General features: G+C 43.2%; 11 protein-coding genes. 2 read left to right on the top strand and 9 right to left on the bottom strand.

Features of this window, described 5'->3' with window-relative positions:
* Positions 1-81: 81 nt before the first annotated feature.
* The 4 genes from AAG747_RS03455 to AAG747_RS03440 all read right to left on the bottom strand — a co-directional run bounded on the left by AAG747_RS03455 (position 82) and on the right by AAG747_RS03440 (position 9,555).
* Complete coding sequence (locus AAG747_RS03455) at positions 82-3,597, bottom strand: SusC/RagA family TonB-linked outer membrane protein (RefSeq protein ID WP_346819723.1); 3,516 nt, start codon at positions 3,595-3,597, stop codon at positions 82-84.
* Positions 3,598-3,784: 187 nt separating this feature from the next.
* Entirely contained in the window at positions 3,785-4,789 is a 1,005-nt protein-coding gene (locus AAG747_RS03450; protein ID WP_346819722.1) for a FecR family protein, read from the bottom strand.
* Between the two features lie 133 nt (positions 4,790-4,922).
* On the bottom strand, positions 4,923-5,213 hold the full coding sequence (locus AAG747_RS03445) for a hypothetical protein (protein WP_346819721.1): 291 nt from the start codon (positions 5,211-5,213) through the stop codon (positions 4,923-4,925).
* A gap of 319 nt (positions 5,214-5,532) precedes the next feature.
* The gene (locus AAG747_RS03440; protein WP_346819720.1) at positions 5,533-9,555 is read right to left on the bottom strand and encodes a choice-of-anchor L domain-containing protein; all 4,023 of its coding nucleotides are present in this window, start codon (positions 9,553-9,555) and stop codon (positions 5,533-5,535) included.
* A gap of 230 nt (positions 9,556-9,785) precedes the next feature.
* On the opposite strand from AAG747_RS03440, the gene AAG747_RS03435 reads away from it, so the two are divergent.
* Positions 9,786-9,941: a hypothetical protein gene (locus tag AAG747_RS03435; RefSeq protein WP_346819719.1), complete on the top strand. Its 156-nt coding sequence runs from the start codon at positions 9,786-9,788 to the stop codon at positions 9,939-9,941.
* A gap of 70 nt (positions 9,942-10,011) precedes the next feature.
* Here AAG747_RS03435 and AAG747_RS03430 read toward each other — a convergent pair whose 3' ends face one another.
* The 4 genes from AAG747_RS03430 to AAG747_RS03415 all read right to left on the bottom strand — a co-directional run bounded on the left by AAG747_RS03430 (position 10,012) and on the right by AAG747_RS03415 (position 15,595).
* Positions 10,012-10,566 (bottom strand): RNA polymerase sigma factor, encoded by a 555-nt coding sequence (locus AAG747_RS03430; RefSeq protein ID WP_346819718.1) that lies wholly within the window; start codon positions 10,564-10,566, stop codon positions 10,012-10,014.
* A gap of 239 nt (positions 10,567-10,805) precedes the next feature.
* Positions 10,806-11,894, bottom strand: a complete 1,089-nt coding sequence (rsgA, locus tag AAG747_RS03425; RefSeq protein WP_346819717.1) for a ribosome small subunit-dependent GTPase A — start codon at positions 11,892-11,894, stop codon at positions 10,806-10,808.
* Between the two features lie 325 nt (positions 11,895-12,219).
* Positions 12,220-13,140, bottom strand: a complete 921-nt coding sequence (locus AAG747_RS03420; protein WP_346819716.1) for a DUF4249 domain-containing protein — start codon at positions 13,138-13,140, stop codon at positions 12,220-12,222.
* A 73-nt stretch (positions 13,141-13,213) separates the two neighbouring features.
* Positions 13,214-15,595, bottom strand: a complete 2,382-nt coding sequence (locus tag AAG747_RS03415) for a TonB-dependent receptor (protein WP_346819715.1) — start codon at positions 15,593-15,595, stop codon at positions 13,214-13,216.
* A gap of 734 nt (positions 15,596-16,329) precedes the next feature.
* Here AAG747_RS03415 and AAG747_RS03410 point away from each other — a divergent pair.
* Positions 16,330-17,646, top strand: coding sequence for an ATP-dependent 6-phosphofructokinase (locus AAG747_RS03410; protein ID WP_346819714.1), 1,317 nt, complete (start codon positions 16,330-16,332; stop codon positions 17,644-17,646).
* An 87-nt stretch (positions 17,647-17,733) separates the two neighbouring features.
* Here the strand turns inward: AAG747_RS03410 and AAG747_RS03405 are convergent, their stop codons facing one another.
* Positions 17,734-20,073: a beta-N-acetylhexosaminidase gene (locus AAG747_RS03405; RefSeq protein ID WP_346819713.1), complete on the bottom strand. Its 2,340-nt coding sequence runs from the start codon at positions 20,071-20,073 to the stop codon at positions 17,734-17,736.
* Positions 20,074-20,075: the final 2 nt, after the last annotated feature.

The following is a 20,075-nucleotide window of genomic DNA, read 5'->3' as shown; positions in this document are numbered from 1 at the left end:
GATTACCCTCAGATACGAGTACAATTACCAAGGATAATGGCACATTACCGGGTGGAAAACCTGAGCTTTCCCAGCGCATGTTTAAAAAGAAAGATCCAAGCCTACCGAAAGCGTTTTGCTAAACGGATACACCCGGCCATTGCTTTCTGCCGCGGCCTGTTCCGGGTCAATGTATTTGGTATCTAATTTTGTAAGGGTAAACAGGTTTTCGCCACTGAAATAAATCCGGCAACGACTCAACTTAATCTTATTCAGTACCGTTTCGGGCAATGAGTAACCAATCGTGAGGTTTTTCAAACGGATATATGCTAAGTCTTGCAAATAGCGGTCATTTTTCACCCCCAATTCCCTATCGCTACCCAATGCCGTATACCCGCGTAACCTTGGGAAATAAGCGTCCGGATTTTCCGGACTCCATATTTTATCGTTGAAATCTTCCGGGATAAAGGAAAAGTAAGGGCGGGAATAAGGTCCCCAAAATTTATCGGCATTCGTTCCCGGATACCAGTGCTGACGGCCAATTCCTTGAAAAAATACGGAAAGATCAAACCCATTCCAGCTGGCACTACCGGTAATCCCAAAGGCATACCGAGGCTGGCTATTTCCAATCACTTGTAAATCTCCCGGATCATCCACGGTGTTTTTACCGTTATTTACCGCACCGTCTCCATCCAAATCCATGAATTTCATATCCCCGGCTCTGAGTTGCCCCCATTCGCCCGGAGAGCTGTTGATCATTTTGTTGACTCTGCTTTGATCCACTTGGTATTCTGCCGCTTCCTGATCGCTTTTAAAATAACCGTCCACACTATAGCCCCAAATTTCACCCAAGGTTTGCCCTACGTAATAATCCGACAAAAGCCTGCTGGGATTATCGAATTTGGTGATTTCAGCCGTATAATCCGACAGAACAAAACCCGTACTGTATGAAAATGCCTTTCCGGCCAATTGTCCATCATTCTCCCAACGCAACACCAATTCCCATCCTTTGGTCCGTAAGTCTGCGGCATTCTCTTTAGGCTCTCCTGCTCCAAACACAGCCGGTAATGTTTTCCCCTTGGTCAACATATCTTTGGTATCCCGTTGGTACCAATCGAAGGAACCTGTTAAGCGGTTTTGGAAAAAACCGAAATCAACACCCACATTGGTTGAAGAGATCGTTTCCCAAGTCAGGTTGGTGGAGACCGGAGAGGGCAAACTCAGGTATTGCATTTTGGCCCCATTGTTTATATAACTTAAAGTACCATTGCTTAAGACGGGAATATAGGAATAGGTAGCTACTTGTTGATTTCCCAATTCTCCATATGAAGCTCTTAATTTCAAGTCGGAAACGAACTTTTGAACCGGTTCGAAAAAGGCTTCTTCACTTACTCTCCACCCTACAGAGACCGAGGGAAAGAAGCCGAAACGCCTGTCTTTGGGAAAGCGGGAAGTTCCGTCATAGCGGCCGTTCAATTCCAAAAGGTACTTTCCTTCAAAATCATAATTTACCCGGTAAAAAATTCCTCGTACGGCCCATTCGCTATCCCCTCCTTGAATTACCTGATCACCGGAACCCAAGTCAAATGCATTTAAATCCTCGGACAAAAGTTCGTTGCGCGTACCGTTGATTTTTTTATACTTTTTCATTTCCTGGTTAAAGCCACCCATCACACTGAAAGAATGCTTTCCCATGGTTTTGACATAGGTCGCATAGGCGTTGAATACATGGTATTGGTCGCGGTACATGGCTTCAGAAAGCACATCTTTACCCAAAAACTGAATTTCTCCGGGATAAATAGACCAGGGTGCTTCCGTTCTCCGGCTAAACGTAGAGCGAGGGTTGAGGTGATAGGTATAATTTCCTACCAAGGAAAGTCCTTTGGCAATATCGGCCGTAGCACTCAAGGTATTGATAAACTCAAAATCATTTTCTCCTCCTTTGGATTTGCCATGCAACAAATCTGCATAGATCCCATCTCCAATCGTGTAATTATTCAGTTCTGTCCGGTAGGTGGCAGTACCGTCCGGATTTACCGGAAGGTAGGAAGGAAGCGCATGCACGGTTACATATACGAAGTTGCTATTCACCCCCCAGCCCGGATAGGTATATTTAGAGGAATTAAATTGCGTATTACTGGATAAGTTTAACCAAGGATTGACTTTGGCGTTGATCTTTGCCCGGAAATTATAGCTACTGTATTTATCCTGGTTGATTTGCATCAAACCCTTTTTCTCATAATACCTTCCGGAGAGGTAATAGTCGATTTTATCACTCTTCCCGGAAACACTTAAAGAATGCTCCATAGAGGGTTGTACATCGCGAAACATGGTACTCCACCAATCGGTATTGCCATAGTACACATACATGTCTTTGCCCTTGCGGTTATCCACCACTACGGAAGGTAAAGAAGGGTCTGTTTTTCTTTTTAAAAGCTCTTCATAATCGGCATCCGAATATCCCGTATACGTTTTTCCAGTAGAGCGGAGAAATGCCTCATCAATCATCCGGGCCGCATCATAGCCATTATCAATAAAATCCGTACTAACTGTGGACCTTGACCAACTGAAGTTATTGCTATAATTTACTTTCATTTTCCCGTTTTCGGCATTTTTGGTAGTCACCAAGATCACCCCGAAAGCCCCTCTTGCTCCGTAAATGGCCGCGGAGGCCGCATCCTTCAAGACCGAAACGGAAGCAATGTCCCGGGGGTTAATCATGTCCAACGAACCGGGAACCCCATCAATTAACACCAAAGGGCTGCCACCGGTAATGGAATTGTTTCCCCGCACGTTCAAATTTCCGGTGCTTCCCGGTCGTCCGTCCGCAAAGGTGATGTTCAAGTTAGGCACAGCCCCTTGCAAGGCTTGTGTCAAGTTACTGATGGGCCTATTTTCAATGGCTTTGGCATCTATCTGACTCACGGCTCCTGTCAAATGGACTTTTTTCTGGGTACCATATCCTACCACAATCAACTCTTCCAACTCCGTAGCATCCTGTTCCAAGGCCACGTTGATTATTGTCTGTTCGCCTATGGTCACTACCTTCTTTTGGTAGCCCACAAAGGAAAACACCAATGCTTCCGCTTCTTCCGGAAGGGTAATTTTGTACTTTCCATCCACGTCCGTGATGGTTCCCAGAGTAGTTCCTGAAACATATACACTTGCTCCGGTGACCGGTTCCCCCGTATCGGCATCGGATACGGTTCCCGAAACTTGCCGCTTTTCCTGCACGGCTGCGTTTTGGCCCTTCCCTTTGTGATACTTCTTCACCACAATCTGATCGTTGATCCGGGTAAAATTCACCTGTGCCTGATCCGACAAGCTTTGTAGTATCAATTCCAAACTTTGAGATTGAGAAACCAGTGAAATGCGTTTCTGCATGGCTAACTCACCGGAAAGGTACGTAAACTTAAATTGGGTCTGAGATTCGATCGTTTTCAGCGCTTGTGCCAGGCTCATTGTGGACTGTGCCACTTGCACCCGGATATCTTTGAGCTTTTGCCCTTCCACCGGATGGCTTGCGAATAATACTGTTGCACAAATGGTCTGAACCGCCCATACGCAAAGGGTATACCTACACATATTCACGATTAGGTTTAGTAAGTGAATTTTCATAGATTTGAAATGTTTTAGCGAAAATGATTTTTTGTTAAGACAATAGGATTCCAGGGACTATGACCATCCCCCGATCGGTCATTAGCCCTCAAAGATTCTTCAAAAAAGGGCGCGAGCAGGCGCTCTTTTTTTGTTCGAATGGTTAAATCATAGGCATTTTACGGTTGAAAAAATAATTGTCAATCCCTCAACATCCTTTCCCGGTAAGCTGTATTGTTTTTCCTTTTATTTGATAATTTAATTCTGCTGCGGTAGTCAACACTTGCAGTATGGTGATAAAAGAGTCTTCTTCAAACCGGGCATTCACCTGACAGGCCCGGATCAGAGCAACATCTACAATAAAAGACACTCCATATTGCCGTTCTAATATTTTCAAGACCTCCTTCAAGGGCGCATTTTCAAACACAAAAGCGTTTTGTCTCCATCCCGTAGTCTGTAGTGGGTCAAAGCCCTCTACACGTCCCGTATGTCGCTGCTTTTCAAATATTAATTGCTGATTGGGCTCCAAAATTACCGGTGTAAATGCCACCCCCGTGGTCGCCGATACTTGCACTTTTCCTTCTTCCAAGGCCACTTCCACTTCCTGATCGGCCGGAAAGGCCCGTACATTAAAAGAAGTCCCCAGTACCTTGGTATCCAAATCCCCCGTATGGACAATAAAAGGCTTCCCGGTATCCTTTTGTACCTCAAAATAAGCCTCTCCCACCAAACGAACTTCCCGGAGCGTATCGCTAAATACATTCGGATAAGAAAGCTGACTTTCCGCATTCAATGTAATCTTTGTTCCGTCCGGTAATTTTACTACTTTCTTTTGTCCGGATTGCGTTACAACCTCTTCCCAAGCCACCGGTTCCGGTACCTCTGTCCGTTTAAATTGCCAAAATCCATACACCGAAATCAAAATAACGGTCACCGCAGCCGCAATTCCTTTCCAGAGTGGCTTTCTCTTCAGGGAATAAGATTTTACGGATTTTGGATGTAGAGCTTTTTGTACTTTGGAAAAATCCAGAGATTCAAGGTCAACAGATGGAACTTGTTGATGCATCACCAATTCGCTATGCTGCTCCATGATGCGTTCTACCTCCTGATCAGAGGCAGTACTCATCCATTCCATAATTGCACGGTGTTCTTCTTCAGTACAATTATTATTAAAGAACTTCGCCCACTGTTGATCTGATATTCTCTCTTCCATAGTTAAGCACCAAAACTCCCTTGGGAGTTATTTTTCACCAATACGGTTTGCAACTCATACACTTGAATCAGCCTTCGTTTCTCATTGCATTGAAGGTTCTTTCTCCTTTCTGTATTATCAGACAGATTATTGTTCAATGTAATTGCATTGTTATTTTTTTAAACTCACTCTTACTACGAATGAAACAGGGGGCCACCACCCCCTTCTTCAAAAAAATTTCTAAAAAAAGCTTTTGAATGACACAACAGGCATTTGGAATATGGAAGTGAATTAACCTTTTTCTTTTTCCTAAAAAATGTTTCAAAAACGCCTCCTCCGTGTTACTTTTTTCAACAATAGCTTTGGCTATTCTCTTCAAAATATGCCTTGATGAGCCGATTTTGATTTCATGTTCGGTCAAAACGATACGTGTAAACCACTTCATGTTTAAATTTCATCCTTTGGGTCAAAAACTCCCACTTAAGGAACTTCATCGCAACATTTTGAGAACCCTAAACTGAAATTCAAATTCACCACTAAAGGGGCAGCCTCCCAAAGTAGAACCTCCCGCAAAGAATTTTAAACATACTCTTCTCAATAGTTTACCCCCAAAAAAAATACTTTTCAAACCTCAGCGCCAAAGGCCTGGTTCAAAAAGCATTTGCAAAGGATCAAAACCGAACAACTTATTCCAGGCACAACTCAAAGCCTTACACAAGAAAAACCCCTCAGGTAAAGAAAACCTGAAGGGCCAAAGTAGCGATTTATTGTTTCTGAACTTTCAACGTTACTGTTTGATGGGTAGTAGTGACTTTCAGTAAGTAAATTCCTCTACTCAGTTGTTGAAAATATGCTCCAATATCCTGAGATTGATAAAAATCTTCTGACAAGTACAATTGAAACACTGGCCTTCCGGAACTATCAAAAGCTTGAACTTGTACAGGTACTTGTTCCGGATTGGTAATTTGCAATTTCATAGACTGTGTAAAAGGATTGGGATAAGCCTGTACGGCAAAGCGGGAGACGGTTTCCAAGGATACGCTTTCCACATCACTGTATTCACTATCACCGTTGTAATCAATTTGTTTCAAGCGGTAGTATACCGTGCCTTGTACCTCCCGGTCAACAAAAATGTATTCTGATTCCTCGTTGTTATTTTTACCTTCGACAAACCCCACTGTGGTAAACGCTTTCCCGTCCTCACTGCGTTCAATTTCAAATCCTTTATTATTTGATTCATTGACGGTTTCCCAATTCAGAGCTACTTCATGATTACTGTGTGTTTCGGCAGTAAAGGACAGCAATCGTACCGGTAAGGGCATGGAGCCCATGGCACTGTGAATATAGATCGAAGAGAAGCTAGGAACCGTAAACTCAATGTAATGCCGTTCGGAAGCAAAACCATCCACCACTACTTCTCCTCCGATGTACATCTCATTTCCGGAACCGGGCACATCCCCATCGTACTTACTAACCCCCAGTAGGTCGGTGCCATTGATCAAGGGCAAAGGGATTTCAGGATTGGCCGTAGCAAGGGCTTGAAATTCGGCTTCAGTAAAGTACAACCTGACCCGGGCACTCTGCCCGTTAAACTGTGGGGTAATTTTATAATGACGTTGTAAATAAGGTTCTCCATTATAACTCTGTACACTCCCATCAATATAGACTGATGCCGTAATCACTCCCAAATCATTCCCCAGGTCACTGATACTGGCAATCAGGTTACCTTCATCATCCAGAATATCATAAAAACTATTAAAGCCACTCAATATACACTGTCCCGTTTTCTCAGCATTGGAAATGGCAGTGGCATTTCCATTAGGGGTGGTCACCGTCACACTTTTAAAACAACCCTTTGCTGTTTTTATATCAAATGAAACCGTTGTACCGTTGTCCACCAAAAACACAGGGTTATTGGTATAGCTTCCCTCTCCTTCGCTGCTCAACTTATACTGATACTCTCCGCCACCACCACTGGCATTCAAGTACACTTGTGTCTGGTTAGTACTTACCGGTTGGCAATCCGCTGAGGCAAACACTTCCAAAGCCGCCAGTTTGACAATGGTAATTGTATCAGAAGTTGCCGAGCAACCAGCTTCGTTGGTCACTGTCAGGGTATAATTGCCTGCCATACTGGTTTCTAAAACCTGTTCGGTAGAAACTACCTGTCCCAGGTTATTTTTCCATTGGTAACTCAAGTAGGTTCCTCCGTCAACAAGCGCTTGCCCATCCTGACAAATTTCAACGATGTCATATTCGCTTACATCCGGTTTTGGTTTATAGTACACCACTACGTTGGCAAATTCACTTCCCGAACAAGAGGACAAACTTACAGTGACACTATCTGTCTGATTGGGAATTTCATAAGTCACTGTTGGGGTTAAGGTAATCGTTTTTGTCGTTTCTCCAGGCAGGAAGGTCACTTGGTTCAGAAGGTTGTCTGTCACGTAGTCTATATTTTTGATCATCGAACCACCGTAATTCACATTCAGTGTTAACATTTTGGATGAATTTCCGGTCCTTTCAAAGGTGACTGTCACCGGGTCCTCCACGCATTCGCTATAGACCTCCGTAACGGATGCAGTACCTCCGATATCGTTGCTGGACAGTCCTTCCACAAATACTCCGGAATCCCATTTGCGGTCCGTTCCGTCTCCGATAATCCATTTGATATGATAAGTTTCACAACTTTGCACGGCAACTTTTGCCACCAAATTCACCGTATATCCGTCAAATTCTATGGAATAAAACCCTGCCACATCTTCCATACTATTATCATTGTGAATATCATTGTTTACAAAGTACTCCAAATTACTTGAGGAATTTACCGTATTGATGGATACAGGTGTACTCGTGCCCGGAATCAAGGCAATATTTTGTTCTCCACTGATACCCGGCCCACTGATCAAAAAGGCAAAGGCATCATTATAATTGGAGTTTTCATACTCGGTGTATTCTTCGGAAAGAAAAGTATAATTGAAACTCAGGGTATCTCCGGAGGGGACCACATCAAACTCAATAAAACTGGCATCGTAGGTGGTTTTACCGGAGACCGCATTCAGGTCGCTATTGCCGGAAGTACCGAACTCCGTAGTCAATTTATTACTGCGGTTAGGTTGATCAATATCCCTGATATCTCCCGTAGACATTACAATCCCTTGGGCTTCTCCGATTTGGGTTCCTTCTTTTAAATCAAATAAACCATAAGAATTGACATGGGCAGAGGAAAAGGTCAGGTTTTGGATCGAGACTCCCGTTCCGGTAATGCTTTGGGTAAATTCGGCTTCTGTAACACCTTGTGTAATAGTCAGCAGTTTATCTGCCAAAACGACTTCGTCAATGGCCATATCACTCCGAGTACCATTCCCGGTAAGTCCCCGGAAGCGGACTTTTACCGTTTGGTCAATATAGGCAGCAAGGTCCACTGTATAATAGTCCCATTGGTTGCCTTGGTTGCCCGAAATAGAATCCAAGGCCACCCAACTGCCTACTCCGGGCTTGTCTTGCACCTCAATGTACAAGGTTCCCATTTCCGAACCGTAAAGATGATAGCTAAAATACAATTTGGGATCATGCATACCTGTAAGGTTAAAACAAGGGCTTACTAAATTCGCCGTCTTAGACGGGTTATTGGGATTACTGGCTTCCGTATACAGGTAATAGCTCTCATTGGCAGCTGAAGAAGGCCCTGTATTGTCCGTAGACGTACTGCCGGATTTGTGAGTCCAATCGAAATCATCCCCTGTTCCTTGTGTCCAGCTCCCCAAACCGCTCTCAAAACTTTCGGTATAAGGATATTCACTTACTACAGGATATGCCCCACAATCAATATTACTGATTTTCCGGTTGCCTGTCGGATTAGTATCGGATGGGACATATACCATTCCATCTATGGTCATATTGTTGAGGATTGCATCCACCACATTGTTCAAGTTGGCTCCGCCAGCAATATCATAGGCCAACCAAAAATAATTGATTCCTTGAGCCAGTGTTTGACTTCCGTTAAAGGTGAAAGTGCCATTGGGTGTATCCACCGTACTTCCAAACTGGCTACCGGTGGCATACGAACTATTGGTACTGGTATAATATAGCGTTGCCTTATTAATATCTGAAGCGGGATTTGTACTACCATCGGTACTGAGGGAAAAAGAAGTCACTGCAAGAGGATTATTCGTGCCGTTGGTCTCCACCTGTATGCCGATGATATGCTCCTCTGTACTTCCCGGCAGTATCTGATTGGTATTTTGGGTAGCGGTGCTTGACACATAACTCATATCTACATTCAAAGTACCTTCCAACAACACATTGTCAAAACGGTATTTTTCACTACTGGAACTACACTTGGCCCGGATAATTATTTGTAGGGTATTACCATTTAACCCTGTAGCGTTTACCGTGGCACTTCCAAAATCATTCGTATATTCGGCAACTTGTACCTCTGATCCTCCATCTAACTTGTAGGCTACACGGATATAATCCGAACTTTCCAAACTTCCATTTTCTGATAAGTCAATTGAAAACGATACGTCCTGATAATTAGAAATATCTACAAGTTCAGAGCTCCAGCTAGCTTCAATATCTAAATCGACTCCTTCAAAGCGGTTATTACGTACTTCCCAATATTTACTACTGGAAGCATTTAAGTTCAAGGATGACCATGCGGTAGCACCATTGTCCTGTGTTGTCCCATCCGCAAGTCCGGAAAAGTCTTCTACCCAAATAGTGGATTGAGCAACCACGGAAAAGTAAGAAAAAAAACTCAACAACAAACCTATGAGAAGTTTCAAAGCTCTGTGGCTTGTTTCTCTTCTTTTATCCGGGGAAGTGTAATGAAAGGTATACATGGCAAAATAGTTATCGATTCAAAGAATTGGGTTAACTTCTGCCGTAATAATAAAGGAGAGAACAGGGGTTTGAAGGAGGTTTTAGATGTTTGGAAGGAATAAGCCGGAAACCGGTAGATACTCACCTTTTTTTAGCAAAGCAATTGTTCAAGTATCTATAAAAAAACATAGGATTGAGTTGGACAAAAGACCGTACCACCGGACATTTTGATAACCGGAGCAGTGGAATGCCCAATACGGTCAACTTGAGAACAAAGTCAGTGTTTAATATATTGGCGAATACGGTTCGACAGCCATCCCGTTATAATGCGGCAAATAACTCTATTTAACAGTTATCACTTCTGCCCTTGACCGTATTCATCCAGAAGCTTGGATCACAAATATCCGGTAAGAGCATGTTTAAACGGAGAACGATTTTCCCAATGATTCTCGGAGTGTTTTCAAGGCTTTGACCATTTGATTTTCCACTACATTTTTGGAGATGCCTAAGTATTCCGAAATCTCCGTATAGGACATATGTTGTTTCCTGCTGAGTTCAAAAATTTGCTTGCGTTTGGGAGGAAGTTGGCTAATGGCTTTTTCGGCAAAAGCCTGAAGGTCTCTATAAATTAATTCGTTTTCCGTTTGGGAGTGAGCAGTGGCTTTGGTGTGTTTCAATTCATTTTTATATTCCACTTCGAATTTCGTTTTCCGCAAATGATCCAGCGTGTGGTTACGGGCCATTTTAAACAGGAAGTTTTTCAGGGAATGCTCCGGTTTCAGTTGATGGCGTTTGTCCCACAGTTTGATAAACACCTCCTGTACGATTTCTTCAGCCACCGTAGCGTTACGGGTATAGGGTAATACAAAGGTGAACACCTCTTTATGCAATAACTCAAACAGGCATCCCAAAGCTTCCTGATTCCCTTTTTTCAAGTCGTTGGCTAATTGAATTTCTTGTTCAGTTGTAAGCATAAAACGTATTCATTCTTTAATCAAACCCTTACGGGGGTAATACATCCGAAATCTATCGAAATCCACGAATTGTTAATGAAGTGGAAAATTAGCCAAAGCACCATGGATAAAAAACTAAGAAGTATTAAGGATGTATGAATTTTACTTTTAAACTTAGAATTTATAAACTTTTCTACAATTAACAAAGCCTGGGCAATATTGCCCAGGCTTTGTAGGAAGCACACATCACGTAAACTTCCCTATTTGTCTTTCAATCTCCGGTTGTACTTTTGGATGCGTTGGTACTCTTGATGGAGCTTTTTCTCTTTATTCCGGTATTGGTATTTGTGCTGCTCTCCTTCCCTGCTTTTCAGATATGCCTGTTCCTTTTCCAATTTCAAATAGTTCCGGTAGTGCTGGGAACTGATCTTTCCTTGCTGTAATGCTTCCAGTACTGCACAGCCCGGTTCTTGTGTGTGCGAGCAGTTGGAATAATGACAATTTCCGGCCAAGGCTTCGATCCCGGAAAACATCTCTTGACTTCCTGCTTCCGACTCCCAAAGTTGCAGCTCACGCATACCCGGAGTGTCTACCAATACTCCTCCTTCTTTCAAGAATATTAATTCTCGGTGAACGGTGGTATGCCTGCCTTTGGTGTTGGCCGTACTGATTGACTTTACCTCCTGTTTCTCCTCACTTAAAAGAGCGTTGATCAAGCTGGATTTCCCTACCCCCGAAGAACCTACGACTGCAATGGTCTCTCCCGGAGAGAGGAACTTCCGGATTTGATCCAACCCTCGGTTACCCGTTACACTGATTATTAAAATAGGCACTTCTATGGCTACTTGCGCCACTTCAGCCTCTTTCCCGGCCAGGTCATTACATAAGTCGGCTTTGTTTAAAATGATAACAGGTTGGGCTCCGCTTTCATAGACCATCACCAGATAGCGCTCCAAGCGATTCAAGTTAAAATTTTGATCCAGGCTTTGCACGATAAACACCCGGTCGATATTGGATGCAATCACCTGTTCACGGGTCTTTTCACCGGCTACCTTCCGGGAGATTTTGGTTTGTCGTGGCAGTACTTCGTGGATAATAGCTTTTTGCTCCTCTTCAAATACAGTAAGCACCACCCAATCACCTACCTTAGGCAAATCCTCGGCATTGGCAGTATAAAGCAACTTACCGGCCACTTCTCCTTTTAATTCTCCCTGTTCCGAAAATAACAAATATTGATTTTTATGCTCTACGGCTATTCTTCCGGCTTGAAATCCTCGTTGAGAAAAATGTTCGAAATATGATTCAAAAAAGGTATTCCAGCCTAAATCTTTTAATTGATAAATGGGCATTGTTATGTCTGATTAGTAAATAAGATATACCTCTCCCCTTCAGGTGCTTTGACCTTTGCAGGAAAGTAAAACATTGCCTCAGTGGTTGAGGACTTGATACCACCCTTTCTTTCCGAAAGGGGCTTTACACAATCTCAGACATAAAATACATTTGAGGAAAAATTTTCTAAGCCAAAGGTAAAAAGAATTGTTGAAAGTTGTACACACGCCTTAAAGGCTCAAGGGCCTTTGAGCTCTCCTTGAGGACCGTTCATCGTAAAAGAGGGAACGTATCCATGGAGATACGTTCCCTCTTTTTACACTTCGGATTATTACCCCCAGGGTATTACTCCTTATCTGTCACTTTGGTACCTAAACTTGACACCGCACTGGTATTGAAAAAACCAAGGGCCTGTACGGTGGATTTATCATCCAAGTTAACAATATTGGTAGGAGAGTTGGCAGGAGGTGTGGCAAAAAAGCCCCCGTTCTGCATTTGCTCTCTGATAAAAACCATAAAATCAAAGGTTTCTTCCGTTAAAGAAAAAATTTCCACATAAATAGAATCCCCTATCGCATAAGGCGGCACTTCATCGTCTTCTTCTTGTTCATCCGGAAACGGATTAATCCCTTCCCGGATAGGTTCTAAAAACACCAGGTTATCTACTTTGCTTCCTTTATTAAAACCGGCATCGTAAGCCAAATTAATTTCGGAAGGTTTGTTTAAAAACACTCCGTTTTTGTAGGCTTTGATCCAATAGCAATCGCCCAGGCCTTCCAAGTCGCGGGCATAAAACTGTGCATAATGCCCTTCCGGCCCTTCCAATGATTTTTCTTTGTACTCAATCGCGATCGAGTCGATGGCCGGAACATCATTGAGGCTTGAAGTCGCTTGAAAGGTTTCGCCTCCTTGCCGGATTGTCAGGGTATACTTATTGCCAATTTTTCCTAAAGGTTCATCAGGGTTTGCCGGTGCCCAAGTGTAATCCCCGTTGTTTTGGTTTTCAAACGTATACACATTGCCCTCACTATCTTTGATACTTACTTCCGCATCCTCAACGCCTTTGGCCGGGGCACTGTCAAAATAAGGAGCGCTCCAGGTCAGCCTGATGGTTTGCGCACCCGGTTGGTTGGTCACCCAGGCATCGACCACTAGTTGAGGTTCTCCTTTATCCAAATCGACATCAATGACATCTTCACAAGCTGTCAGCCCGACAACGGCCCACAGCAAACAAAGAACTTTATAGATAGGATTGATATGTTTCATTTTTATTCCGATTAATGCTTTTAAGTGAATTGATAAATACTTCACGCTATTAATTCTCTGTATCAGGGATGATTTAGAATTTAAAATTGTATGAAACCGAAGGAATGATACTTCCGAATACCGACAACTTCACCGCCTCGGTTGGAATATTATTACCGGCAGCTATCCGGTCAGTTTGTTGACGGAAGGCGATAGAAAACGGATTTTTCTGGTTATAAACATTGTACAAGGAAAATACCCAGAAGCTTTCCCATTTACGTCCTTCTTTTTTCTTCCCGTGTAAAGTTGCCGATAAATCCAGACGGTGATACAAGGGAATCCGGTAATTATTGCGGGTATCGTTGTAGTTATGAGGGATGATGTACCCCTGGTACTCCAAACGATTCGTCGGGAAAGTAGTTGGCGTTCCTGAAATCATGCTAAAATTTCCGGAAACGCTCCAGCGTTTATTCAATTCGTAAAAAGCCACTACACTCAAATTGTGGGTTTGATCAAAGCGGTTCGGAAACCACTTATCCTTATTGACTCCTTCCACTTTTCGTTCACTTCTGGAAAGGGTATAACTCACCCAACCGTTCAGTTTGCCCTTATTCTTTTTGGCGTATAATTCCACTCCGTAAGCCCGGCCAACTCCGGCTAACAGTTCTCCTTCCAGGTATTCATTTAACAATAGGTCGGCCCCGTCAATGTATTCCACCACATCGTGAAAGTCTTTGTAATACACTTCTACCGAGGTTTCATACACATTATCTTTGAAGTTTTTGAAATACCCCAAAGCCACTTGGTCTACCTTCATCGGTTTGATGTTATTCGTACTCGGGGTCCACACATCCAATGGAGTAGAAGCCGTGGTATTGGATACCAAATGGATGTATTGTACCATGCGGTTGTAGCTGGCTTTTAAAGAACTGGATGGATTCAGCTCATATTTCAACGCCAAACGGGGTTCCAGGTTATGATAGGTTTCGATTACTTCCCCTTTGCCCCATTCTTTGGAGCCAATCACTTCTTTTTGTTCTCCTTTTTCTCCATTCTGATCGTACTCATAGGAGGTTCCTTTCCCCAGGTAATTAAAGAAAGAATAGCGGAGTCCATATTGCAAAGTCAACCGGTCACTCAAGGTTTGCTCATTACCGGCATAAACGGCCCCTTCCATGGCATATTTATTATCCAGACTGATATCTATCTCATCTCCGGCACTGGTTCCCGTGGCCTCTCCCGGTTTGAAGTCATAAAATGTCAACTGGCCACCAAAAGTAATTTCATTTTTGGTGTTAGGATAAAAGATAAATTCCGGTTTGACATTATAGTTCACAATTCGTGACGCCCATTCAAAGGAATCTTCTTGCTTTCCAAAATTCAAGTTGTAATCGTAGTCGCTATAAAACAAAGAGAGGTTAAAAAAGAGTTGATCGTTAAACAGGTGGTTCCAACGTAAGGTACCCGTTTTGTTCCCCCAGTTGGACTTAAAGATATCGTCCGCATCAAACTTGTCTTTGCCAAAGTACCCTGAAAGGAACAAACGGTCTTTCTGACCAAAACGGTAATTGGCTTTTACCGTAAGGTCATAGAAATAAAAGATACTATTTTCCAAGTCCTCGTTCAAAAAAGGCTTGGCTAAAATATCGGCATAAGACCTTCTTCCGGAAATGATAAAGGACCCTTTGTCTTTAACGATAGGCGCTTCCAAGGTCAAGCGACTGAAAATCAAACCCACTCCTCCGGAACCGGTAAATTGCTTACTGTTACCTTCCTTCATGCGCACATCCAGGATAGATGAGGTTCTACCGCCAAATTGAGCAGGAATACCTCCTTTTAATAATTTCATATCTTTGACAGCATCCGGGTTAAACACGGAAAAGAAGCCAAACATATGTGAGGAATTATATACCGGAGCTTCGTCCAGCAATACCAGGTTTTCGCCTACACCACCGCCTCGTACATTAAAGCCACTGGCTCCTTCACCTACGGTAGTGACTCCTGGTAATAATTGAATACTTCTGATCAAATCTACTTCTCCCAACAAAGGCGGCATTTTCTGGATCGTTTTCATTTCCAGTTTGTTGGCGCTCATCTCCACACTACTGATATTAGCGTCTTCTTTTTCGCCCATTACCACCACTTCTTCCAGTTCTTCTTGTACCGCAGCCAACTCGATATTCAACTGTTTGTCAGTGGTTAGATCCATATTTTGAACAACTGGCAAATAGCCTACATAACTGTACTGTACGGTATAGGAACCGGCGGGAATGGAAACCGAATAAAAGCCATATACATTGGTGATGTTACCGGTGGAAAGTTCCTTGATAAGCACACTGGCCCCTATCAATTCTTCTCCGGTATCTTTATCGCGAACGTAACCGCTGAGAGTAACTTTTTCCTGGGCATGCACAGGGATTTGAATAAACAGTCCTAAGATTAACAGACTTGTAATAACTCGAATACTGGGTATCATGAATGGTTAAAAATTAAAAAAATTTAAAAAAGCTGATTGATGTGTGAATGTGTATGTGGTTAAACCTACGGTTATTACGCGTATGGATAACTCCTTGTTTAAAGAATTTGATGAATTCAACATTAAAGTATTTTAGTGGCAGTTGAAGCGGATAAACGTTTTACGCTCCAAATATCAACGTATATTTCAAGTGTTGACCATTCGCCATAGCAAAGGAAATTTCACCCCCCGTTCGGGGGTAAATGTATTTCTTTACAGAAATACCAAATTGTCCTTTTCCAAGAGAATGCAAAGCAACACGGACTTTTGTCAAAAAAAAACATAGAATGCATAATTGGTACGAATGGGCAAAGGTTTGTGATCAAATGACACTTCATAAGCGCCTTCAGACAATTCTTTTTTCAGACCGACACAACTTATTTTCATTGTACTATTCAGAGCATTTTTACATTGTTGAAATTTTCTGACAATGAAAGTATACTCAAAATGTTTCCTGTACTTTTTCACCTTGCCAAAGGTAAAAAGACATAGATGAAAGCCTCAAAACAAAAAAGATGATTTCTCACTTATTCCAGTGTATTGACAAGGGATTTGTACCCCGTCAGAGAAGCTTCGTATTACTGCACAAAAAGTTGATGGGAATTGAACTAATAATTAATCGCTTCCGGAACGGATAAGAGTCGTCTATTCTGTATTTTTGGGTTATGCAACGTAAATCAGAACATCTTACAAAAATGAAACTTGATCTAACTATTCCTTCCTTAGGACCCTGTCATGTGGATTCTCCCTTGAAGCTTTCCAAACAGAAAGGAATTTCTACATTCAACTATAGTGATGATACCCAAAAGATTTTATATGATACTTCTTTAAAGAACTTTGAAGCTTGCCTGGCCAAAGGAGAAGCCCCTTTGGCCTTTGAAAAAGCCGGCCCTCGCGAAAAAATCTACTTTGACCCTTCCAAAACCAAAGCCGCCATTGTGACTTGCGGAGGTTTGTGCCCGGGGATCAACAATGTCATCCGGGGTTTGGTAATGGGTTTGTATTACCGCTATGGAGTCAACAATACCATTGGGATTAAATATGGCTATGAAGGCTTTATTCCTTCTTTCGGTCACCCTTTTGTAGAGCTTACGCCACGCAATGTTGCAGATATTCATAAGTCAGGAGGAACCATCCTGGGCTCGTCCCGGGGGAAACAAAATGTATCGGAAGTAGTAGATACACTGGACCGCCATAATATCAATATCTTGTTTGCCATTGGGGGAGACGGAACCTTACGGGGTGTTCAAGCCATTGTGGAGGAGATTGAACGGAGAGGCTTGAAAATTGCCGTGGCCGGGATTCCCAAAACCATTGATAACGATATCAACTTTATCGAAAAGTCTTTCGGGTTTGAAACGGCCTTTACGACTGCGAACCCTATCATCCGGGATGCGCATAATGAAGCCAAAGGCGCTTACAACGGTATCGCCATCGTAAAATTGATGGGAAGGGATTCGGGGTTCATCGCGGTAAATGCGGCCCTCTCCATGCCCGATGTCAATTTTGTCATCATTCCGGAAATGGACTTTGAACTGGAAGGGGAAAACGGACTATTGGCGGCCATCCAACGAAGGCTTGCCAAAACCAAACACGCCTTGGTAGTGGTAGCCGAAGGAGCCGGGCAGTTTTTGTTTAACAATGAGTTGGGCACGGATGCTTCGGGAAATATCAAATATCATGATATCGGGATCTTCTTGAAAGATAAAATTGTGGAGCATTTTAAAAAGCAAAATATGCCTGCCACTGTCAAATACATCGACCCCAGTTATATTATCCGCAGTGCTCCGGCAAATGCCAGTGACAGTGTATTCTGTGGAAAACTGGCCTTGAATGCAGTGCACGGAGCCATGGCCGGAAAAACGGGCTTTGTCGTAGGCAGGTGGAACAATCAGTTTATCCACTTACCGATTCCGGTAGCGGTAAAAGAGCGGATGAAAATTGATTTGCAAGGAGAACTTTGGTGGAACGTACTGGAAGCTACCGGGCAACCGATGGAGATGAAAAGCTAAGGTCTTAGCCAAACGCTGTAGATAAAAAGTCCCATCGAGTAACTACAATGAAGCTCGATGGGACTTTGTGTTTGAAGTATTTTCTATTTATAAAATCACGATTTCATCTAACATGACAAGAGCAGGTTTTCCGGCTCCGGCCTTGCCTTCTTCAATGATTCCCGGATTTCTCAAAATCACTTTCACGACTTTGGCTTTTACAGCTTCCAAAGAAACTTCTATTTGGCATTTGCCGGTTTCTTGAATATCTACAGTTGTTTGTCCTGCCGGGCTAAAGCTTTTTCCATCTGCCGATACCAATACTTCCACCTGAGAAGGAGGGTAAATACCGCTTTTGACCCGGCTTTGAGTAGCTACTACTACTTTGCTTAAAGACTTTTCTTCCTGCAAGTCAACCGTAGCGGTCAGGTCCTTTCTAAAGCCAATCCAACTACCTTCCCAGCGGTGGTTATAAGCACCTCTCTGCCCATCCATCAATATTGCCGGTGCGGGCTTCTCACGTTCGTATCCATCCAGGTTGATTTCTTTCCCTACTCCCAGGTGAGTGTACAACGTTTTGGAAGTAACTTTCCCCAGCGCTGCACCTTCTTTAAAAGTAGCCGCTTTCACTTCAATTACTTTTCCGGCTTCCAATACGATACTGCTTTCGTATTTTGCAGCATTGGCATTGGGTTCACTACCATCCAAGGTATAATAGATTTCGGCCTTTTTGGCCAATGAGTGCATTTCCAGCGTCAACTTGCCATCGGCCACCGAAGCTTCATAGGTCACATCAAAGAAATGCGGTGCATAATTGATTTCCAGATGTTTCAGACGGTCAAACTGCGTTCCTAAGCGGCCCGTAAACTCTTCCCAATTGCGTTTGGCTTTAGGCGACCAGTTTACTTCAGCCAAGGCGATCATTCTCGGATACACCATGTACTCCACATGTTCACTGGTTTGCATATACTCTGTCCATACATTTCCTTGAGCTCCCAGGATATGCTTGGCCGCTTCTCCCTGAAGCTCCTCCGGCATAGGATCGTACTCATACACTTCTTTGATATCGGTAAAGCCACCGATAGCCAACGGTTCATCGTCCGCTTTGGATTGATAATGATCCAAATACAAAGGACCGTTGGGCGACATGATCACATCGTGTCCCTGCTTAGCGGCTTCAATCCCGCCAGCTTCACCTCTCCATGACATAACCGTAGCATTCGGAGCCAGCCCTCCTTCCAGAATCTCATCCCAACCAATCAGGTTACGGTCTTTGGAATTGAGGAATTTTTCAATTCTCCGGATAAAATAACTTTGTAATTCATGCTCGTCTTTCAAACCTTCTTGCTTGATCAAAGCCTGGCAGTGATCGCAGGTTTTCCAACGGTCTTTAGGACATTCATCTCCCCCTATATGGATATATTTACTTGGGAACAATTCAATCACTTCGCTTAAGACATCCTCTAAAAATTGAAAGGTCTCTTCTTTCGGGCAAAACACCTCTTGAAACACTCCCCAACGGGTCACCACTTCGATGGGCCCTCCGGTACAAGAAAATTGCGGATAAGCTGTTAATGCAGCTTGGGCATGTCCTGGTAATTCTATCTCAGGAATGATGGTCACAAATTTTTCTTGTGCATAGTTTACAACTTCTTTAATTTCTTCCTGGGTATAGAAACCACCATAGCGTTTACCATCATATTCAAAAGGAGTTTCTCCCCCGTGTCCTACTAAGGTTTCTTTTCTAAACCCTCCTATTTCGGTGAGTTTTGGATATTTTTTGATTTCGATTCTCCAACCTTGGTCTTCGGTTAAATGCCAGTGAAAGGTATTCATTTTATACATCGCCAACATATCGATGTATTTTTTGATGAACTCTACCGGGAAGAAATGCCGCCCTACATCCAGGTGCAAGCCACGGTATACAAAACGGGGGGCGTCTTCAATTTCCACACAGGGTAATGACCATTCGGCTACGGCCATCTGTGCACCGCTTTCAATTGCACTCGGTAACAATTGCCGAATCGTTTGTACCGCATAAAAAGCCCCTACCGGATTTTTGGCCGTGATGGTTATTTGCTCCGGGCTTATTTGCAAGTGATAGCCTTCTTTTTCGCTGATGTTATCATCAAGTTGGATCAGGACATTATTTTTTCCCGTGGCGGTACCTGTTTGTACTTTAGGCGTAAACCCTGCCGGTACGGTAAACATCCCCGCCAGGTAATCGGCAACCAATGCCAATTGTTCATCGCCTTCCTGATACAAAATTTGCGTTTGCTCACAAATAGGGAAGCGCCCTTGTAAGGGCTTCATATTCGCCGGAGCCGGAATGACATGGTAAACATTTTCCTGATTTCCTGTAGTGGCACATTGTTGCTCGCAGCTCATTTGCGACATCAATGCTCCCGCGAAAACCGGAATCATTAAAAGTCTAAAAAACCTGTTCATTA

The organism is Rapidithrix thailandica, assembly GCF_039710355.1.
GTDB classification, from domain to species: domain Bacteria; phylum Bacteroidota; class Bacteroidia; order Cytophagales; family Flammeovirgaceae; genus Rapidithrix; species Rapidithrix thailandica.
The sequence above is the reverse complement of the archived record's forward strand: the minus strand, read 5'-3'. Positions and strand labels throughout refer to the sequence as shown.